The organism is Brachybacterium netajii (SeqCode) (genome assembly GCF_054114245.1).
This window is the reverse complement of the sequence record NZ_JBSYXB010000009.1, coordinates 56,140-76,102: the sequence shown is the minus strand read 5'-3', so window position 1 is coordinate 76,102 and position 19,963 is coordinate 56,140. Positions and strand designations below refer to the sequence as shown.

Here is a 19,963-nt window from a genome sequence, read left to right as displayed (position 1 = left end):
CCCGGTCCTGCTCTCGATGCTGCTCGTGCCCGAGCGCGTGCTCTCGCTCGTGCCGCAGGCGACCCTATCGGCCGCACGCCGCCGGCGGGCGAGCACGGCGGGCGACCGCGGCGGCCGACCACTTATTCTGTGTGCCCGAGCCGCGCGCGACCCGTCGCCGCGCGCCGTGGACGACATCCTGAGGGGGACCCCGCATGGCCGGAGGACTGGCAGCACTGCTCGACGACGTGGCCGCGATCGCGAGGCTCGCCGCGGCGAGCGCCGACGACGTGGCCGCCGCGAGCGCGAAGGCGAGTGCGAAGGCGGCGGGCGTCGTCGTCGACGACGCGGCGGTGACCCCGCAGTACGTGCGCGGGATCGAGCCGAAGCGGGAGCTGCCGATCATCTGGCGGATCGCCCGCGGCTCGCTGATCAACAAGCTCCTGATCATCCTGCCGGTGGCCCTGCTGCTGTCGTGGCTGGCGCCCTGGCTGCTGACGCCGATCCTCATGCTCGGCGGCACCTATCTCTGCTTCGAGGGCGCCGAGAAGATCTGGGAGCTGCTGCACGGCGGCCATGCGGAGGAGGACCGTCCGGCCGCGGAGCAGGGGCCCGCGGCGGAGAAGCGCATCGTCGGCGGCGCCGTCCGCACCGATCTGATCCTCTCGGCGGAGATCATGGTGATCTCGCTGAACGAGGTCGCCGACCAGCCGCTGGCCATGCGCGCCGCGATCCTCGTGGTGATCGGCGTGCTGATGACGGTGCTCGTCTACGGCGCGGTCGGCCTGCTGGTGAAGATGGACGACGTGGGCCTGCACATGGCCGGTCGCGAGTCCGCCGCCTCCCGCCGCGTCGGCGAGGGCCTCGTGCGGGCGATGCCGAAGGTCATGACCGTGATCAGCTATGTCGGCATGGTCGCGATGCTGTGGGTCGGCGGGCACATCCTGCTGACGGGCGTGCATGAGCTCGGTGCCGCGCAGCCCTACGGGCTGGTCCACCATCTGGCGGAGCTGGCGGGGGGCGTGGCCGTCGTCGGCGGGGCGCTCGCCTGGCTCGTGGAGACCTTCTTCTCGCTCCTGCTGGGCGTCCTGTGGGGCGCGGTCGTCCTCGCCGTCGTGCACGTGCTCCCGTTCGGCGCGAAGGACCACGGCACGGAGGACCACGGCGCGGAGGCGCACGCCGGCACGACGGAGGGCGCCGACCGTCCGGTCGACGCCCCCTGAGGTCGTGCGCGGGCCGAGGATCAGCGGGCGAGCGCCTCGGCGATCGGGACCTCGCCCGCGTTGAAGCCGAGGAACCGGCCGACGACGTCCTCGCGGCCGACGGTCTCGGCGATCACCGCGGCGACGTCGGCGCGCGGCACCGTCGCGGAGGCGACGTCGGTCGCGGCGAAGCCGCCCTCGGCGTCGAGCAGGTCGACGAGCTCGACGCGTCCGGTCCCCTCCTCGAGGGTGAGGCCGCTGGGGCCGAGGATCGTCCAGTCCAGACCGCTCTCGCGCAGGTGCGCGTCGGCCGCGGCCTTCGCCTCGGCGTAGGCGTGGAACGAGCTGGCGGGGTCGATGCCGTGGTCGGGGCGGGCCCCGAAGTAGCTGACCATGACGAAGCGGCGGGCGCCGACGCGGCCGGCCGCGTCGATCGCGGCGATCGCCGCATCGCGGTCGACGGCGCGCGTGCGCTCCGGGTTCCCGCCGCCGGCGCCGGCCGACCACACGACGGCGTCGGCCCCGGTCAGCAGACGGTCCCAGCCCGCGGCGTCGAGGGACTCCGCGTCCTCGACGAGGGCCCGGGCCCCGGTCGCCTCGACCTCGGCCGCATGCCCGGGATCGCGGATCACCGCGGTGACGCGGTGCCCCTGCTGCACCAGCAGCGGCTCCGCGAGCAGCGCGACCTTGCCATGTCCTCCGATGATGATGATGTCCATGCATCCCATGCTGTCACCGTCGGGCGCTCTGCGGGGCGGGCCCTCTGCGCGGACAGCGAAAACGGGCCGATCCGGTCAGCGAGACCGGGGCGGCCTGTTCAGCCTGTTCCGCCCGTCGATCAGGCGTCGGTCGCCGCGGAGCCCTCGTCGGCCGGGGTCACCGGCTGCTCGGCCGACCAGGGGAAGACGATCCACTCGTCGGTGCGGCGCCACACGTAGTCGGGCGAGACGACGGAGGCGGACTTGGCGTAGAGGACGGCGCTGCGCGCGTCGGCGCCCTGCTCGCGCAGGAGGTCGAGGACGAGGGCGAGGGTGCGCCCGGAGTCGGCCACGTCGTCGACGACGAGGAGGCGCTTGCCGCGGAGGGACTCGGTGTCGAGCATCGGGGCGAGCAGCACGGGGTCCGGGAGGGTCTCGTGGACGTCGGTGTAGAACTCGACGTTGATCGCGTCGGCGAGCTTGAGGCCGAGGGCGTAGGCGAGCGAGCCGGCCGGCAGGAGGCCGCCGCGGGCGACGGCGATCACGATCTCCGGGTCGAAGCGCGAGTCCGCGATGGTCTGGGCGAGCTCGCGGGACGCCGTGCCGAACAGGTCCCAGCTGAGCACCTCCTTGACCTGCAGGTCGGAGGAATCAGCATGGAAGGCCTGGGACATCGCAACTCCTGGGGGCGCGTCGAGCGGGGTGCCGGTCGGACGGACGAGCGGTCGTACGGGCGGACGATCGGCCGGACGCCCGGACCGACGAACAGAGGTCCCCGATGCTACCGCCGCGCCGAGGGGCCGGGGAGGGCTCCGGGACGCACGACGGGTCACAGCGAGCCCCGCACGACCCCACGCCTTCCCACAACAAGCCACAGCGAACAACAGAAGATCTGCGCAGGCCACCGGGGTTCCCCTCATAAACCCACACCATTCCTGCCTGTTTCTGTTGCTCTTTGTTGGTTTCCCGTCTATCGTGGAGCCACGCAGCCACCGCGCGGCCCCGGCCCCTCCGGGATCCCCGCCTCCGGCGACGCGGTCAGACTCCGATGATGAAGGCAGGGCCGACATGTTCGCCGAGCAGCGCCAACGCCATATCCTCGACTCCCTCGAGAGCGATCACCGCGTCGCGGTCGCCGAGCTCGCCGAGCGCTTCGGCGTCGCGGCCGAGACGGTCCGCCGCGACCTCGACGAGCTCCAGCGGCGCGACCTCCTGGTCCGCGTCCACGGCGGCGCCGTCGTCCGCCGCAGCGCGGTCCTCGAGCCCGATCTCACGAGCCGCCACGGGACGAACCCCGAGATCAAGAAGCGCATCGGCGAGGCCGCGGCGGACTTCCTCCCCACGGATCCCGAGACTGCGCTGCTGCTGGACGCCGGCTCCTCGGTCAGCGCACTGGTCCCCCGCATCGGCGGCCGCACCGGCACCGTGGTCACCCACTCCCTCGACATCGCCCAGGCCGTGCTGCAGCTCGGCGGCCCCCAGGTGCACCTGCTGCCGGGGCGCCTGCGACCGGGCACCGGGGCCGCCGTCGGCGCCGCGACCGTCGACGCGGCCCGGATGCTGCGCCCCGACGTGGCCTTCCTCGGCTGCAACGGCTACGACGAGGAGTCCCTGTACACGCCGGATCCCGAGGAGGGCGCGGTGAAGTCCGCCTTCGCCGCCCGCGCCGCGCTGCGCGTGGTCCTCGCGGACTCCTCCAAGGCCCGCGCCCACCGCCTGGTGGCCTTCGCCGCCATCGCCGACGTGGACGTGCTGGTCACCGACGACGGCATCCCGCCGGACCTGCGCGAGGCCCTCGTCGAGTCCGGGGTGGAGGTCGTGCTGGCATGATCCTCACGCTGACCCCGAACCCCTCGCTCGACCGGACCGTCGAGCTGGCCGTGGACCTCGTCCCCGGCGGCGTCCACCGCATCGTCTCCGACACCGTCCAGGTCGGCGGCAAGGGCGTGAACGTCGCCCTCGGCCTCGCCCGCGCCGGGGCCCGCACGCTGGCCGTCGTCCCCGTCGGACCGTCGGACCCCTTCCTCGCGCTCCTCGAGCGCACCGGCGTCCCGCACCGCACGAGCGCGGTCGCCGGGCGGGTGCGCACGAACCTCGCCGTCGTGGACCCCTCGGGCACCACCACGAAGATCAATGAGCCGGGGACCGCGATCTCGGCCGACGAGCTCCTCGCCCTCGAGGCGACCCTCGACGGCGCCGTCTCCGACGGGGACCTCGTGATGGCCTCCGGCTCCCTCGCCCCGGGGATGCCGACGGACTGGTACGCGCATCTGGTCTCCTCGCTGCACCGGCGCGGCGCGGCCGTCGGCGTCGACACCTCCGACGCCCCGCTGGTGGCCCTCGCGGAGGCCTGGCGCGCGGACCCGTCGGCCGCCCCCGATCTCATCAAGCCCAACGCCGAGGAGCTCGGCCAGCTGGCCGGCCTCGACGGCGTCGCCCTCGAGCGCTCCGCCGAGGAGGGCGACCTGACGCGCGTCGCCGAGGCGGCCCGCGCGCTCGTCGCGCAGGGCGTCGGCGCGGTCCTGGTGACCCTCGGCGCGGCGGGCGGCCTGCTCGCGACCGCCGAGGGCGCCTGGGCCTGCCCCGCCGAGTCCGGCCCCGTGCGCTCGACCGTCGGCGCCGGCGACTCGGCCGCCGCCGGCTATCTCGCCGGCCGCGAGCTCGGCGAGAGCGAGCCCGAGCGGCTCGCCCGCGCCGTCGCGTACGGCACCGCCGCCGTCGCCCTCCCCGGCACCACGATCCCCTCCCCCGAGCAGGTGCGACCGCGGCCCCGCGTCGTGCGCGCGCTCTGACTCGCCCCGCATCACCAGTGAAGGAGCTGGCCATGTCATCACCCCTCATCTCCGCGGACCTCGTCCGCCTCGACGTCGCCCCCGCAGGCGGCAAGGACGCCGTGATCGGCCAGATGGCCGACCTGATCGCAGCGACCGGGCGCTCCGAGCGCGACGGCCTCGAAGCGGGCCTGCTGGCCCGCGAGGAGTCCTTCGCGACCGGCATGCCCGGGGGCTTCGCGATCCCCCACTGCCGCGTCGAGGCCGTGCACGAGGCCGCTCTCGGCCTGCTGCGCCTGAGCGAGCCCGTCGACTTCGGCGCCCCCGACGGCCCGGCCGACGTGATCATCGGGATCACGGCCCCGGCCGGCACCGACGACCAGCACCTGAAGCTCCTCGCCCAGCTCTCCCGCGCGCTCATCCGCCCGGCCTTCCTGGCCTCGCTGCGCGCCGCCGAGACCCCGGCCGAGGCCGCGGCCCTGGTGATGGAGGTCCTCGACCCCGCCGAGATCGGCCTCGCCCCCGCCGAGACCGCGCCCGCCGGCACCGCCGCCGCGGCCGCGACCGGTGCCGCCGCGCCCGCCTCCTCGACCGGCCCGGTGCTGCTGGCGATCACCTCCTGCCCCACCGGCATCGCCCACACCTACATGGCCGCCGAGGCGCTCGAGAACGCCGCGAAGGACAAGGGCGTCGAGCTGCACGTCGAGACGCAGGGCTCGGGCGGGATCACCCCGTTCACGGCCGAGCAGATCGAGCGGGCCGACGCGCTCATCGTCGCCGCCGACGTCAACATCTCCGGCCGCGACCGCTTCGCGGGCCTCCCGATCGTCGAGCACCCGGTCAAGCGCGCGATCTCCCACGGGCCCGAGATGATCGACGAGGCCGTCGCCGCGGCCTCGGATCCCTCGGCCCGGCGGGTGCCGGCGGCGTCCGCCTCCGCGGGCGCGTCCTCCGGCTCCTCCGCGGACTCCTCCTCGGCGCCCTGGCCCAAGCGGATCCAGGCGGCGGTCATGACGGGCGTGTCCTACATGATCCCGTTCGTCGCCGCCGGCGGTCTGCTGATGGCGCTGGGCTTCCTGCTCGGCGGCTTCGACGTCGCCTTCGTCGCGCAGGACGTCGCCACCGGCTCCTCGCTGACGGACCTGCCCGGCCAGGTCGCCTACGACGGCGCCACCGGGCAGATGCTGACCGAGCGCTCGGGACTGCTGCTGTACCTCGGCGCGGTCGCCTTCACCATCGGCAACCTGGGCATGGGCTTCCTGGTCGCGGCCCTGTCGGGCTACATCGCCTTCGGCCTCGCCGGCCGTCCGGGCATCGCCCCCGGCTTCATCGGCGGCGCGATCTCCGTGGCCGTCGGCGCCGGCTTCCTCGGCGGCCTGGTCACGGGCCTGCTGGCGGGTCTGATCGCCCTGTGGCTGACGACCTTCGCACCGCCGCGCTGGCTCGCGGGCCTCATGCCGGTGGTGATCATCCCGCTGGTGACCTCCGCCGTCGTCGGCGGGGCCATGCTGCTGGTGCTCGGCCGACCGCTCGCCTGGGTGATGACCGCCCTGCAGGATGCGCTGACCAGCATGAGCGGCACCTCCGCGATCGTGCTGGGCATCGTGCTCGGCCTGATGATGTGCCTGGACCTCGGCGGTCCGGTCAACAAGGCCGCCTACCTGTTCGCCACCGCGGGCCTCTCGCAGGGCACCGAGGCGTCCTTCCAGATCATGGCCGCGGTCATGGCCTCCGGCATGGTGCCGCCGCTGGCGATGGCCCTGTCGACCGTGGTGCGCAAGCGCCTGTACTCGCCGGTCGAGCGCGAGAACGGCGCGACCGCCTGGCTGCTCGGCGCGGCCTTCATCTCCGAGGGCGCGATCCCCTTCGCGGCCGCGGATCCGCTGCGCGTGATCCCGTCGATGATGGCGGGCGGCGCGGTCACCGGCGGCCTGATCATGGCCTTCGGCGTCGGCTCGCAGGCCCCGCACGGCGGCGTGTTCGTCCTCTTCGCCATCAGCCCGATCTGGGGCTACCTGCTGGCGATCGTCCTCGGCACCCTGGTCGCGGCCGCCGCGGTCACCGCCGCGAAGTCGTTCGGACGCCGCCCCGTCGCCGCCTGAACCGCGTACCCTCCTGATCCATGGAGGGCGACCGCATCGGGCACATGGAGTCCTACGGGCTCGTCCATCTGTCGATGCTGGTCCTGATCGCCCTGGCCGCGATCGTCCTGCTGCGCTGGTCGCGGCGGGGCGATCCGGCCGGGGTCGATCGCGTCCTGCGCATCGTCGGCTGGGCGCTGCTGGCGAACTCCGCGCTGTGGACCCTGTGGGGCTTCGCGCCCTGGGCGTGGGACATCGACGAGTCCCTCCCGCTGCACTACTCGGACGCCCTGCGCTTCCTGGTCCCGATCGCGCTGATCACGCGCTCCCGCTGGTCGACGACGCTCGTGCACTACTGGGGCCTCACGCTGAACATGATGTCCGTGCTGACCCCGGACCTGAACTACTTCGTGCTCCCGCCGCTCGAGTTCGCCGAGTACTGGATCGCCCACGGCGGGGCGCTGCTCGCGGCGATCGTGCTGACCTGGGGCCGCGGCTTCCGTCCCACCTGGGGAGCCTTCGGCCTCGCCTACGCCGCGACGCTCCTGTGGTCGGCCGTCGCCATGATCGGCAACCTGCTGACGGGCGCGAACTACGGCTACCTGAACCATGCGCCCGACGGCCCGAGCCTGCTGGACGTCATGGGCCCCTGGCCGGTCTACCTGCTGGTCGAGATGGTCGCGGTCGCAGTCGTGTGGGCGCTCATGACGCTGCCGTGGACGCTCCGCCGTCCGCCCGCCCCGCTCGCGCCCGCGGCCCCGCTCATGCCAGGAGCTCGACCTCGGCCAGGCGCAGGGGACCGTCGGCCGCGGTGACGACGAGGCGATGGTGCCGGCAGGCCGACGGCCGCGCGATCGCGAAGGGCCGGGTCTGACGCCGCCAGGGGAACTCCTGGCCGTCGCGCTCGTCGAGCACGCGCCAGCTCGCCCCGTCGTCGGACCCCTCGAGCCGCCAGGCGACGGGATCGCCGCCGACGACGCTCCCCGAGGTCAGGGTCAGGAAGCGGGCGGTCGCGGGCTCCTCGAGCACGGGCAGGCCGATCACGGCGGACGCCCCCGGCCAGGTCCGCTCGGTGCGGGAGTCGTCGTCGCGCAGCGGGTCCGACGGGTCCGCGCCGAGCAGGTCCCGCAGCGGCCGCGGCCGACCGCCGGGCGGGGTCGGCGAGGACGGCACCTCGCCCCAGCGCCCCGCATCCTGCGCCACGGTGCCGACGCGCACGCGGACCTCGCCGCGCAGCGCGCTGCGGTCGATCGCCGAGGAGCGATGCTCCCGGCCGCCGACCTCGAGCCCGAGGATCCGCCGGTCGTCGGGGTCCTCGATGCGCTCCTCCCCGTCGGTCGCGGCGTCCTCCTCGGCCGCAGCGTCCCCGCCGTCGGCGGCGATCGTCTCCGCGACGATCGTGAACGCCTCCCCGCCGAGGGGCCGCACCTCGGCCCGCGGGAACAGCGGCGCGACCAGGTGGTAGCGGCCGGTCGCGAGCTGCAGCGGGTAGAGGCCGAGCGCGGTGAGGATCCACCAGGCGCTCATCTCGCCGTTGTCCTCGTCCCCGGGGTAGCCCTGGCCGATCTGCTCGCCGACGAACAGCCGCCGCCGCGCCTCGTGCACGATCCGCGAGGCCCGCTCGGGCGCCCCGACGTGGTGGAAGAGGAAGGGGATGTGGTGCGCCGGCTGGTTCGAGAGCGCGAGCTGGCCCATCCGCATCTCGCGGGCCTCGATCATCTCGTGCAGGACGCTGTCGTAGGTGCCGGGCCGGTCGGCGCGCTCGGGCGTCGCCAGGTACTCCTCGAGCCGCTCCCGCAGAGCCTCGCGGCCGCCGTGGAGGGCGGCGAGGCCCTCGGGGTCGTGCGGCACGAGGAAGGCGAAGGTCCAGGCGTTGGTCTCGGTGTAGTCCCCGCCCCAGGCGAGCGGGTCGAAGTCCGCCGACGCGCCCGCCCCTGCCGCCGCATCGGGCGACCAAGCATCGGCCACCGCGTCGTCGGCCGCCGCATCGGCGCGTCGGCCGCGGAAGAAGCCCGTGCCCTCGTCGAACAGCAGCGCGTAGCCCGCGGAGCGGGCGCGCAGATACGCGGCCTCCTCGCGGAGCCGGGCACGGAGCGCGGGGGCGGTCCCCTCGGCGCCGGCGATCGCCTCGGCCTGGACGGCGAGCGCGGCGTCGTTGATGCAGGCCTCGAGCGACCAGGACACCGATTCGGGGATCTCCGCGTCGACGGCGCCGGTGAAGACGGCGCGCTCGTTGCCGCGGCGCCCGACCTCGGACTGCGTCGGCGCGGTCGTCGCATTCCGCAGCCCCGACAGATAGGCCGAGAGCGGGTCGGGCAGGGTCACGCCCTGCGCCTGGAGGTCGGCGAAGGCGACGTCGCTGCTGGTGCCGGTCATGCAGTCGGCGTAGCCGGGGGCGGACCAGCGGGCGATCCAGCCGCCCTCGCGGAACTGCTGGACGAAGCCGTCGGCGAGCTCCGCGGCGAGCTCGGGGTACAGCAGCGCGTAGGCCGGCCAGGCGGTGCGGTAGGTGTCCCAGAAGCCGTGGTCGACGTACATCCGGCCGGGGCGGATCTGCGCGTTGGTGCGGATCCGCGTGGCCTCGCCCTTGGTGGGGAGCACCGGGCTGGCGTGGACGGGCTGGGGGCGCTGCGGCGTGCCGGCGTCCTCCCAGTGCGAGGACGGGTAGAGGTTCAGACGGTAGAGGCTGCCGTAGAGCGTGCGGCGCTGCGGGGCGCTCGCCCCGTCGGCGCGCAGCACGCCGAGCCGCTCGGCCCAGAGCTGGTGGGCGGCGGCGCGCACCTGGGCGAGGCTGCGGCCGCGCAGCTCCCGCTGCAGGGTCCGACGCGCCTGCGTGTCGCCGATGAGGCTGGTCGCGAAGCGCAGCGTGACCTGCTCGGTGCCGTCGGGGAAGCGCAGCAGGGCGGCGCCCGGCGTCGAGCCGCGGGCGGGGCCGACCTCGACCGGGTTCGGCTCCGCGCGGCCCCGGAGGAACAGGCGGGTGCTGCCCTCGGCGCGGACGTACCCCTGCTCGGGACCGGAGTCCACGAACCCGGACAGCTCCCCGTCGAGGACCGCGCCCGCGGCCTCGATCCGCGAGTGCTCGTCGACGCCCTCGATCAGCAGGTGAGGTCCGCGCGTGCCGGGCGGGAAGACGACCTCGATGATCCCGCCGTGGTCCGTGGGCGCGACCCGGATCCGGGTCCCGTCGGCGAGGCGCACGGCGTAGCGGTCGGGGCGCGCGGTCTCCTCCGCATGGTCGAAGGCGACGGCGCGGCCGACGGGCGAGGCATCGGGGTCCGCCCCGCGCAGCGGCATCACGACGAGCTGCCCGCGATCCCCCATCCACGGGCTCGGCTGATGGGTCAGGGCGATCCCCTGCAGGTGCGGCAGGCTCCGACCGTCGGCTCCGCCGACGACGCGGTTCGCCCGGTGGTGCTCGTAGAGCCACCGCCGCGTGCGGGCGTCGGTGACCGGGGTGAGCTTCGCGAAGCCGTTCGGCAGCGCGGTGATCGGCAGCGTGTTCCCCCGCGAGAGGTCCCCCGAGGAGTGGGTGCCGCGACGGGTGTCGACCCAGGCGACGAGGTCCTCGGGGTCGGGCTCGGGCTCGCCCGGGCCGAGATAGGGGCCGTCGATCCATCCGTCGACCTCCGCCGCGCGGCCCGCGCGGGGTGCGGAGGCGTCAGCGGACGCGGCGTCGGGCGCGGGCGCATCGCCGACGAGCAGGACCTCGACGACGACGCGGCCGACGACCGCCTCGAGCGGGATCTGCACGTCGTTCCACTGGTCGGCGTGGAGGATGCGGGCCGCCCCGAGCCCGCGGGCGGTCGCCCGGGTGCCGTGCTGGTCCCGCGGGTCGTGATCGGAGAGGAAGGTGCCGTCGTCCAGCAGCAGATCGACGCAGACATGGGTCGCACCCCAGGTCAGCGCCGTGTCGAGCCGCGGGTGCACGAAGGTGCGCAGAACATCCCCGCGGGTGATCCGTCGGCCCCGGAGGTCCTCGAGGCCCGCGAGCACCGGCAGCGTGCCGCGCTGCCGGGCACCGGCCCGGAAGCGATACCTCAGAGCGCTCGCCGCGCGGTATCCCGTCCCGTCCGCGCTGGTGGGAGAGCCGATAGGACCCGGGGCGGCGGTGACGATCATGCGCGCCAGAATATCGCCCGCGCTCTCGGCCGAGGCGCGGGCGCAGATGCGCATCCGCACCGGATGCGGAATACTGCGAGGTCATCGACCATCCCGGGGGAGGGATCATGGCGTACGCACAGAGCATGCCGCAGGGGCGGGGCCCAGCGCCGAGGGGCGCCGCGAACGGGCCGGCGCGCCCGAAGCGGCCGCTGTGGCAGTGGATCGTGGTGGCGGGCGTCGCCCTGCTGGGGCTGCTGATCGTCCTGATCGTCGCGGCGATCGTGCTGTGGCAGATCCTCATGCGCGGCAACCCGCAGGACACCCTCGACGACTACTACTCCTCCCTGTCCCAGGGCGACTGCGACCTCTTCCAGGAGTCCACGACGCGGGACTTCCGCGATGCGACCGGGCTGTCGGACTGCAGCATCTTCGAGGCCGCGACCTCCGGTGTCACCGACATCGACTACGAGGTCACCGACCGCGTCAACCGCTCGGGCTACGCGATCTTCTACGTCACCGAGGCCTACAGCGACGACGGCGTGCGGGTCGAGGTGCCGCTGCGCTACTACGTCGAGCGCACCGACGGCCAGTGGGATCTCGCGGGCATCGAGCTCGTGGATCCGACCCAGCCGGACCCGATCACCGGCCGGTGAGCGCGAGGAGATGAGCACAGGTCCGCGTCGTCCCTCCCCGCTCGGCGGGGAGCGGCCCACCCGGGCCGACCTGCAGCGCTTCGCCGTCCCGGATCCCGATGCGATCGACGACGTCCTGCCCGGTCCCGGCGATCCGCCGCTGCGGCTGCTGATGGTCGGGATCAACCCGGGTCTGTGGACCGCCGCGGTGAACGCGCCCTTCGCGCATCCGGGCAACCGCTTCTGGCCCTCGCTCCACCGCGCCGGCCTGACCTCGCGCCGCGTCGACGCCTCCCGCGGCCTCGATCCGGTCGACGAGGCGGATCTCCACGCCCGCGGGCTGGGGGTCACGAACCTGATCGGGCGGGCGACCGCGCGGGCCGACGAGCTCTCCCGCGAGGAGCTGCGGGAGGCGGGCGCCCTGCTGCCGCCGCGGGTCGCCGCGCTGCGGCCCGCGGTCGTCGCGATCGTCGGCATCACCGCCTTCCGCACGGCCTTCGGGCGCCCGAAGGCCCGTCTCGGGCGGCAGGAGCGCGGCGAGATCGCGCCCTGGCCGGAGGACACGGTGCTGTGGGTCGTCCCGCAGCCCTCGGGGCTGAACGCCCATGCGACCGTCGACACCCTCGCCGCGACCTGGCGCGAGGTCGCGGCCGACGCCGGCATCGTCCCCGATCCCCCCGCGTCCGCAGGCCCCGACGCCCCGTGACCACGCCCGGTCCCCCGCGGCGCGCCGCCTCGCGCTGGTCCGAGGAGGTCGCCGCGGCCCGCGGCGCCGTCCGCCGCGAGCTGCCGACCTACTCGGCGGGGAGCATGGACATCCCCTCGACGATCCTCGGCGGCCAGGAGGTCCTCGCGGAGGACACCTACTGGGCCGATCATGCCCATCCCACGCATGAGCTGATCTGGAACGAGCGCGGCGCCTCGACCGCGACCACCGGCTCCCGGGTGTGGACGATCGCGCCGGCCGTCGGCCTCTGGCTCCCCGCGGGGACCGTGCACAGCGGCTTCACCCCGGCGGGCACGTGGCAGCGCTCCGCCCAGCTCTCCCCCGCCCGCACGACGCCGCTCGCGGACTCCCCCGTCGCCGTCGTCATCACCGACCTGCTGCGGCTGCTGCTGGACCGGCTCATCACCGAGGACCTGCCCTCCCGCTCCCGCGCGCTCACCGAGGACATGGTGCTGGACGTGATGGCGCCCTCCGCGCACCCGCTGCTGCTCCCGGTCCCCGAGAGCGCGCTGCTCGCCCCGATCGTCGACGCGCTCGGCGAGGATCCCGCCGACGCCGCCTCCCTCGAGCAGTGGGCGGCGCGCCTCGCCGTGAGCCCCCGCACCCTCACCCGCGCCTTCGAGGCGGAGACCGGGATGACCTTCCGCGCCTGGGTCGCGACCGCCCGCGCGCAGCACGCCGTCACGCTGCTGAGCTCGGGCCTGGCGATCGACGAGGTCGCCGACGCCGTCGGCTACCGCTCGGCGAGCGCCTTCACGACCGCGTTCCGCCGCGTCACGGGCCTCACCCCGGGGCAGTTCCGCCGCTCCAGCACCCGCTGACCACACCACCTCCCTGTCCGTTCCGCGCAAGGCACTGTCCAGATCGCGCGATTGCGCACAATCCTTCGGTTGCCTATTTTGGTGAGGCAATCCTTAGGCACGCATCGGAGCGGCACGGTGGCAGCACGTCGACCGTCGGGCCCCGCCCTCCGACGCCGGCCCCCGGGCCCTCCGTCGCGGACGCCGGGATCGCACCCCGACCCCCGGCACGCGACCGTCGTGCCGCCCTGCGTCCGGCGCGAGCGCGCCGGCCGTCCCGAAAGGCCGACATGCCCCGCTTCTCCCGCCGCACCTTCGCCGGCTCCGCCTCCGCCGCCGCGCTCGCCGCCGTCCTCGCGGCCTGCTCCAGCTCCGACGGCGCGTCCTCCTCCTCGAGCGGCGCGGGCGCCTCCGACGGCGGCACCGGCAGCGGCTCCTCGGGCGCGACGACCGTCGAGCACGCCTTCGGCACCACCGAGATCCCCGCGAACCCGGAGCGGATCACGACCGTGGCGTGGGCCAACCATGAGGTCCCCCTCGCCCTCGGCGTCGTGCCGCAGGGCATGGCGGCCGCGAACTTCGGCGACGACGACGGCGACGGCCTGCTGCCCTGGGTCGCCGACCGGCTCGAGGAGCTGGGCGCCGACGTGCCCGTGCTGTTCGACGAATCCGACGGCATCGACTTCGAGGGCGTCGCCGACACCTCCCCCCAGGTCATCCTCGCCGCCTATTCGGGCCTCACGCAGGAGGACTACGACACCCTCACCGAGATCGCCCCGACGATCCCCTTCCCGGAGACCGCCTGGGGCACCTCCTGGCGGGACATGATCACCGCGAACGCCGCGGGCATGGACCGCGCCGACGAGGGCGCGGCGCTGATCGTCGACCTCGAGGCGCAGATCGCCGAGGCCGCCGCCGCGCATCCCGCGATCGCGGGGAAGAACGTCATGTTCCTGACGCACGTGGACACGACCGACCTCTCGCAGGTCAGCTTCTACACGGCGCACGACACCCGCACGCAGTTCTTCGAGGACCTCGGCATGAGCATCGCCCCGAGCGTCGTCGCCGCGTCCGCGGACACCGAGGAGTTCTCGGCGACGGTCAGCGCCGAGCAGGCCGACGCCTTCTCCGACGTCGAGATCATCGTGACCTACGGCGACGAGGCCCTCATCGCCGCCCTCGAGGCCGACCCGCTGCTCTCGCAGATGCCCGCCGTGATCGACGGCGCGATCGTCGCCCTGCCCTCCGACGGCCCCATCGGCACCGCCGCGAATCCCACGCCGCTGGCGATCCCGTACATCCTCGAGGACTACCTCGACCTCCTCGACGGCGCCGCGAGCGCCTCCGCGTGACCTCCGCTCCCGCTGCCCCCGCCGCTCCCGCCGCTCCCGCCGACGCGCCGGCGGCCCCCGGGAGGACCGTCGCCGCGCTGCGACGGTCATCCCGGGGCCGCGCGCTGAGCCTGCTGGCGTGCGTGCTGGTGCTGCTCGCGCTCCTGCTGCTGTCGATCGTCGTCGGATCCCGGCAGATCACGGCGCAGGACGTGCTCGCGGCCCTCGGGGGCTCGACCGAGGGCTTCGGCCCGGCCGCCGTCGCCAAGCGCATCCCGCGCACGCTGCTCGCGGCGGTCACGGGCGCGGCGCTGGGGATCTCCGGCGCGGTGATGCAGGGCGTCACGCGGAACCCGCTCGCCGATCCCGGCATCCTCGGGATCAGCACGGGAGCCTCGCTGGCCGTGGTCATCGGCATCGCCTCCTTCGGGCTCACGGTCTCGACGTCCTACGTGTGGACGGCGATCGCGGGCGCCGCGGCGACCGCCGTGCTGGTGTACGGGCTGGGCTCCCTCGGCCAGGGCGGGGCGACGCCCCTGAAGCTCGCCCTCGCGGGCGCTGCCGCCTCGGCGGCGCTGACCTCGTTCATCGCGGCGATCGTGCTGCCGCGCTCGGACATCGGCGACAGCGTGCGCTCCTGGCAGATCGGCGGCGTCGGCGGCGGCACCTACGCGGCGATCGCGCAGATCGGCCCGTTCCTCGCCGTCGGCACGCTCCTGTGCCTGCTGAGCGCTCGCGGGCTGAACACGCTCGCGCTCGGCGACGAGGCCGCCGCGGGGCTGGGCGAGCGGGTGGCGGTCACGCGCGCAGTGGCCGCGCTGGGGGCGGTCGTCCTGTGCGGGGCGTCGACCGCGGTCACGGGTCCGATCGGCTTCGTCGGCCTCGTCGTGCCCCATGCCTGCCGGATCCTGGTGGGCTCGGACCATCGCTGGCTGCTGCCCTTCTCTGCCGTGACGGGGGCGGCGCTGCTGATCGCGGCGGACGTCGTCGGCCGCGTCGTCGCCCGTCCGTCGGAGCTCGACGTCGGCATCATCACCGCCCTGATCGGGGCCCCCGTCTTCATCGCCATCGTGCGCCGACGGAAGCTGAGCTCGCTGTGAGCGCCGCGACCGCCCCTCCCGCGGAGCGCGCGCCGTCCGCCGCCGCGCGGTCCCGCGCCGCGGAGACTGCGGCCGCCTCTGCGCGGCCCGCGACCCTGCGCTCCGTCGCCTCCGGCCGTCGGCATCGCCGACGGCGCACGGCGCTGGTCGTCGCGGTGCTGGTCCTCGCCGTCGTCGTCCTGTGGAGCGTCTCGCTGCTGGTGGGCCGGACCGTCTACACCCCGGCCGAGGTGATCGCCGTGATCGCCGGGCAGGACGTGCCCGGGGCGAGCTTCACCGTGGGCCGGCTGCGGCTGCGGCGCGCGACCCTCGGGGTCCTCGCGGGGCTCTGCTTCGGGATCGGCGGGGCGACCTTCCAGTCCATGCTGCGCAATCCGCTCGCGAGCCCCGACATCATCGGCATCTCCTCGGGGGCGAGCGCGGCGGCGGCCTTCGCCATCGTGGTCCTGGGCCTGTCGGGCACGGCGGTGTCGCTGATCGCGATCATCGCGGGCCTCGCGGTCGCAGGCGTGATCTTCCTGCTGTCGCGCCGCGGGGCCGCCGCGTCCACGCGGCTGATCCTCGTGGGCATCGGCATCTCGGCGATGCTGCAGAGCATGATCGACTGGGTGCTGCGGGGCGCGGGCCAGTGGGATCTGCAGGAGGCGATGCGCTGGCTCACGGGCAGCCTGAACAACTCCTCCTGGCAGCAGACGATCCCGGTCGCTCTCGCGCTCCTCGTGCTCGCCCCGATCCTGCTCTCGCGCACCGCGGACCTCCGGGCCATGCAGCTCGGCGACGATGCGGCGCAGGCGCTGGGCGTGCGCACCGACCGCTCCCGCGGCGTCCTGGTGATCTGCGCGGTCGCGCTGATTGCCTTCGCGACCGCCGCCTGCGGCCCGATCGCCTTCGTCGCCTTCCTCGCGGGGCCGATCGCCGGCCGGCTCCTCGGGCCGGGCTCCTCGCCGCTGCTCCCGGCCGGGCTCGTCGGCGCCGTGCTGGTGCTCGCCGCCGACCTCCTGGGCCAGTACGCGACCGGGACCCGCTATCCGGTGGGCGTGGTGACCGGCGTGCTCGGCGCCCCCTACCTGCTGTTCCTCATCGTCCGCACGAACCGCCGGGGAGGCTCCCTGTGACCGTCGACCACACCCTCGTCGCCGAGGACCTCACCGTCGGCTACGACGACCGCTCCGTGATCCGGGGCCTGGACCTCGAGCTGGTCCCGGGGCGGATCACGGCGATCGTCGGCGCGAACGCCTGCGGGAAGTCCACGCTGCTGCGCTCGCTCTCGCGCCTGCTGACCCCGCGGGAGGGTCGCGTCCTGCTGAACGGGGAGCAGGTCCATCGGATGCCCGCGAAGCGCCTCGCGCGCCTGCTCGGCCTCCTCCCTCAGTCGCCGATCACCCCCGAGGGCATCACGGTCGCCGATCTCGTGGGCCGCGGGCGCCATCCGCATCAGGGCCTGCTGCGGCGCTGGGGCGCGGCCGACGACGAGGCCGTGGCCGCCGCGCTCGACGCGACCCGCACGGCGGAGCTCGCCGACCGGCCCGTGGACGAGCTCTCCGGCGGGCAGCGGCAGCGGGTGTGGATCGCCATGGCGCTCGCGCAGGACACCGATCTGCTGCTCCTGGACGAGCCGACGACCTTCCTCGACGTCGCCCACCAGATCGAGGTGCTCGACCTGCTCGCCGACCTCAACGCGTCCCGCGGCATCACCGTCGTCATGGTCCTGCACGATCTGAACCTCGCGGCCCGCTACAGCGACCAGCTCGTCATGATCGCCGACGGCGGCGTCCACAGCGCCGGCGCCCCCGCCGAGGTGCTCACCGAGGAGGCCGTCCGGGAGGTGTTCGGGCTGACCAGCCGCATCATCGCGGACCCTCTCAGCGGGCTCCCGCTGGTGCTCCCGATCGGTCGGCACCGGGTCGCCGCGCCCTGATCCCGACGGCCCCGACGACCCCGGGAACCTCCTTGCGGCGCCCCGCCGGGCGTGCCATGGTGGGGCGACCCCGCGGCACCGAGGCCGGTCCTGGTCTCGATCGACCCGCATCGAGCACGCAGGAGGTCAATCCGTGAAGCTGCCCTGGCTCAAGCCCGTCCTGGATCATCCCGGTCCCCTCACCACCGTCCATCTGGACACCACCCGGGAGGATGCCCGGGCCGCCGCCGACCTGGGGACCCGCTGGTCCCTGCTGCGCACGGCCCTCGCGGCCGACGGCGCCCCCGCCGCCCTGCTCGACGAGATCGAGGAGTCGGTGCTCGCGCCCCCGGGCATCGGCGGCCGCCACGGGCGCACGATCATCGCCGCCGACGACGGGATCCTCGTGGACCGGGTCCTGCCGGTGCCCCCGCAGGAGGAGTCCGCGGTCCGCGGCGAGCACGCGCGCCTGGTGCCGCTGGTGCGGCTGACGACGCATGCGGTGCCTCAGCTGCTGGTCCTCGTCGATCGCGCGGGAGCGGATCTGCGCCTGCGGGCGCCGGAGGATCCGGCGCTCCCCGGTTCCGCCGGGTCCGGCGGCGAGGCCCTGGGCGCGGACGCCCGCGTCGACGGCGGGCACGACGAGCTCCACAAGGCCGCCCTCGGCGGCGGCCGCCACGGCTGGCGGGTCAGCAACGCGGAGGCCCGCGTCGAGGACTCCTGGGAGCGCAACGCCGACGCGGTCGCCGCGACCGTCGACCGCGTGGTCCGCGAGCGGTCCCCGGAGATGGTGCTGCTCAGCGGCGACGTCCGCGCCGTCGGCCTGCTCCGCGCGGCGCTCGGGCAGGAGTCCCGCGATCGCCTCGTGGAGGTCTCCGGCGGGGTCCGCGGCACGGCGCCGCTGACGGAGTCCTTCCGCGCGACGGTCGCGGCGGAGACCGACGCCTTCGTCGATCGCCGCGAGCGGGAGCTCGGCGAGCGCTTCCGCGAGAGCCAGCGGCGCGACGGCGCCTCCGTCGGCGGGGCCGACGAGACCGCCGCCGCCCTGGGACGCGGTCAGGTCGAGGAGCTGCTGCTGGTCACCGATCGCGAGCCCGCTCGGATCGAGGAGCTGCTGCGCCTCGCCCTGGCGACCGACGCCGGGATCACGGCCCTGCGACCGGGGGTCGCGGAGCTCCCCGAGGGCGTCGGCGCGCTGCTGCGCTGGCGCGACGGCGCGACCCCGTCGAACCGCGTCGGCTCGATGAGCGGGGACTCCCGGCGCGAGGACCCCGTCACCGCCTGAGCCCCGCGCGACGGGTTCGACCAGCACGAACGGCAGGGACGGGATGCCCCGACGGGCATCCCGTCCCTGCTGGCGCCCAGCGGACGCCCACCGGGCGTCCAGGGTCGCGGGCATAGACTGCCGACGACAACGGGGGAGTATCCGTCCGCCCTGCGCACGTCACCACGAGGACCGCCGACGGTCCTCCGGGCGCAGGGGCCCGGCCCGGGAGCGGCCGGGCGGAGAGACCCGGGTCAGTCTCCTCGACCCCCGAAGGCAGAATCATGACGGTTACTCCCCTGATCTGGATCCTGACGCTCGTCGTCATCGCCGGCCTGCTGGCGTTCGACTACGTCTTCCACGTGCGCAAGGCGCACATCCCGTCGATGCGCGAGGCGACCGTCTGGTCGGTCGTCTACGTCGGCATCGCCCTGCTCTTCGGTCTCCTCGTGCTGCTGTTCGGCGGCGTCGACATGGGGACCGAGTACTTCGCCGGCTACATCACCGAGAAGGCGCTCTCGGTCGACAACCTCTTCGTCTTCCTCGTGATCATGACGTCCTTCGCGGTGCCGCGCGAGGACCAGCAGAAGGTGCTGCTGTTCGGCATCACCTTCGCGATCGTCGCCCGCACGGCGCTGATCCTGGTGGGCGCGACCGTCCTCGAGCACTTCGCCTGGGCCTTCTACCTCTTCGGCCTGTTCCTGCTGCTGACCGCCGGGAACCTGCTCAAGGGCGACGACGACAAGGACGAGGCCGACAACCTCATCATCCGGATCGCCCGCCGGATCCTCCCCACCACCGACCGGTACGACGGCGATCGGCTGTTCACGCGGGTCGACGGGCGCCGGGTCATGACCCCGATGCTGCTGGTGATGGTCGCGATCGGCGGCACCGACGTGCTGTTCGCGCTGGACTCCATCCCCGCGATCTTCGGCCTCACGCAGAACACCTACATCGTGTTCACGGCGACCGTGTTCTCGCTGCTGGGCCTGCGGCAGCTGTACTTCCTGCTCGACGGCCTGCTCGACCGCCTCGTCTACCTGTCCTACGGCCTCGCCGCGATCCTCGGCTTCATCGGCGTGAAGCTGATCCTCCACGCCCTGCACGAGAACAGCGTGCCCTTCATCAACGGCGGCGAGCCGGTGTCCGTGATCGAGGTGAGCACGGGGGTCTCGCTGATCGTGATCGTCGCGGTCCTCGCGGTCACCGTGGTCGCCTCGCTGCTGAGTCCGAAGGGCCGGGCGAAGGCGGCGTCGGCCCTCGAGCAGAAGGCTGACGAGCGGGCGGCCGCGGAGCAGCAGACCGTGGAGCAGGCGACCGGCCGCGAGCGCGGCTGACGCCCCGCCGTCAGCGCTGGGCGGCCTCGAGCGCGCGCTC

At 74.3% G+C, this 19,963-nt stretch carries 17 protein-coding genes; 14 read left to right on the top strand and 3 right to left on the bottom strand.

Translation table 11 applies throughout. The features are described from left to right. Nucleotides 1-194 precede the first annotated feature (194 nt). On the top strand, nt 195-1,202 hold the full coding sequence (locus ACXET9_RS14290) for a DUF808 domain-containing protein (RefSeq protein ID WP_457887353.1): 1,008 nt from the start codon (nt 195-197) through the stop codon (nt 1,200-1,202). A 20-nt stretch (nt 1,203-1,222) separates the two neighbouring features. Here the strand turns inward: ACXET9_RS14290 and ACXET9_RS14285 are convergent, their stop codons facing one another. Beyond that, nucleotides 1,223-1,900 carry an NAD(P)H-binding protein gene (locus tag ACXET9_RS14285; protein WP_457887352.1) on the bottom strand — a complete coding sequence of 226 codons (678 nt, stop codon included), beginning with the start codon at nt 1,898-1,900 and terminating at the stop codon, nt 1,223-1,225. 119 nt (nt 1,901-2,019) lie between these two features. Next, a complete protein-coding gene (locus tag ACXET9_RS14280; RefSeq protein WP_457887351.1) occupies nt 2,020-2,553 on the bottom strand; it encodes a phosphoribosyltransferase in 534 nt (177 codons plus the stop codon). 394 nt (nt 2,554-2,947) lie between these two features. Here ACXET9_RS14280 and ACXET9_RS14275 point away from each other — a divergent pair, with 394 nt between their 5' ends. Genes ACXET9_RS14275 through ACXET9_RS14260 form a run of 4 tightly spaced genes read left to right on the top strand, consistent with a single transcriptional unit; the run spans nt 2,948 to nt 7,546 of the window. After that, nucleotides 2,948-3,709, top strand: coding sequence for a DeoR/GlpR family DNA-binding transcription regulator (locus tag ACXET9_RS14275; RefSeq protein ID WP_457887350.1), 762 nt, complete (start codon nt 2,948-2,950; stop codon nt 3,707-3,709). Beyond that, entirely contained in the window at nt 3,706-4,671 is a 966-nt protein-coding gene (locus ACXET9_RS14270; RefSeq protein WP_457887349.1) for a 1-phosphofructokinase family hexose kinase, read from the top strand. Before ACXET9_RS14275 ends, ACXET9_RS14270 begins: the two co-directional genes overlap by 4 nt. 32 nt (nt 4,672-4,703) lie before the next feature. Next, nucleotides 4,704-6,752 carry a PTS fructose transporter subunit IIABC gene (locus ACXET9_RS14265; protein WP_457887348.1) on the top strand — a complete coding sequence of 683 codons (2,049 nt, stop codon included), beginning with the start codon at nt 4,704-4,706 and terminating at the stop codon, nt 6,750-6,752. Nucleotides 6,753-6,772: 20 nt separating this feature from the next. After that, nucleotides 6,773-7,546 carry a YwaF family protein gene (locus ACXET9_RS14260; RefSeq protein WP_457887347.1) on the top strand — a complete coding sequence of 258 codons (774 nt, stop codon included), beginning with the start codon at nt 6,773-6,775 and terminating at the stop codon, nt 7,544-7,546. Here the strand turns inward: ACXET9_RS14260 and ACXET9_RS14255 are convergent. After that, entirely contained in the window at nt 7,494-10,853 is a 3,360-nt protein-coding gene (locus ACXET9_RS14255; RefSeq protein ID WP_457887346.1) for a GH92 family glycosyl hydrolase, read from the bottom strand. The two genes, ACXET9_RS14260 and ACXET9_RS14255, sit on opposite strands and share 53 nt — an antisense overlap. Nucleotides 10,854-10,960: 107 nt before the next feature. Here ACXET9_RS14255 and ACXET9_RS14250 point away from each other — a divergent pair, with 107 nt between their 5' ends. The 9 genes from ACXET9_RS14250 (at nt 10,961) to ACXET9_RS14210 (ending at nt 19,923) form a co-directional block, all read left to right on the top strand. After that, entirely contained in the window at nt 10,961-11,488 is a 528-nt protein-coding gene (locus ACXET9_RS14250; RefSeq protein WP_457887345.1) for a hypothetical protein, read from the top strand. 10 nt (nt 11,489-11,498) lie between these two features. Next, nucleotides 11,499-12,173 (top strand): mismatch-specific DNA-glycosylase, encoded by a 675-nt coding sequence (locus ACXET9_RS14245; RefSeq protein WP_457887344.1) that lies wholly within the window; start codon nt 11,499-11,501, stop codon nt 12,171-12,173. Then, on the top strand, nt 12,170-13,015 hold the full coding sequence (locus ACXET9_RS14240; RefSeq protein ID WP_457887343.1) for an AraC family transcriptional regulator: 846 nt from the start codon (nt 12,170-12,172) through the stop codon (nt 13,013-13,015). Before ACXET9_RS14245 ends, ACXET9_RS14240 begins: the two co-directional genes overlap by 4 nt. A gap of 269 nt (nt 13,016-13,284) precedes the next feature. Then, nucleotides 13,285-14,346: an ABC transporter substrate-binding protein gene (locus ACXET9_RS14235; RefSeq protein WP_457887342.1), complete on the top strand. Its 1,062-nt coding sequence runs from the start codon at nt 13,285-13,287 to the stop codon at nt 14,344-14,346. After that, complete coding sequence (locus tag ACXET9_RS14230; protein WP_457887341.1) at nt 14,343-15,425, top strand: FecCD family ABC transporter permease; 1,083 nt, start codon at nt 14,343-14,345, stop codon at nt 15,423-15,425. Before ACXET9_RS14235 ends, ACXET9_RS14230 begins: the two co-directional genes overlap by 4 nt. Beyond that, the gene (locus ACXET9_RS14225) at nt 15,422-16,540 is read left to right on the top strand and encodes a FecCD family ABC transporter permease (protein ID WP_457887340.1); all 1,119 of its coding nucleotides are present in this window, start codon (nt 15,422-15,424) and stop codon (nt 16,538-16,540) included. Before ACXET9_RS14230 ends, ACXET9_RS14225 begins: the two co-directional genes overlap by 4 nt. Next, nucleotides 16,537-17,343, top strand: a complete 807-nt coding sequence (locus tag ACXET9_RS14220; RefSeq protein WP_457887339.1) for an ABC transporter ATP-binding protein — start codon at nt 16,537-16,539, stop codon at nt 17,341-17,343. The genes ACXET9_RS14225 and ACXET9_RS14220 overlap by 4 nt, the downstream gene beginning before the upstream one ends. 133 nt (nt 17,344-17,476) lie before the next feature. After that, nucleotides 17,477-18,607 carry a baeRF2 domain-containing protein gene (locus ACXET9_RS14215; RefSeq protein WP_457887338.1) on the top strand — a complete coding sequence of 377 codons (1,131 nt, stop codon included), beginning with the start codon at nt 17,477-17,479 and terminating at the stop codon, nt 18,605-18,607. A 263-nt stretch (nt 18,608-18,870) separates the two neighbouring features. Further along, nucleotides 18,871-19,923 carry a TerC/Alx family metal homeostasis membrane protein gene (locus ACXET9_RS14210; protein WP_457887337.1) on the top strand — a complete coding sequence of 351 codons (1,053 nt, stop codon included), beginning with the start codon at nt 18,871-18,873 and terminating at the stop codon, nt 19,921-19,923. Nucleotides 19,924-19,963 lie beyond the last annotated feature (40 nt).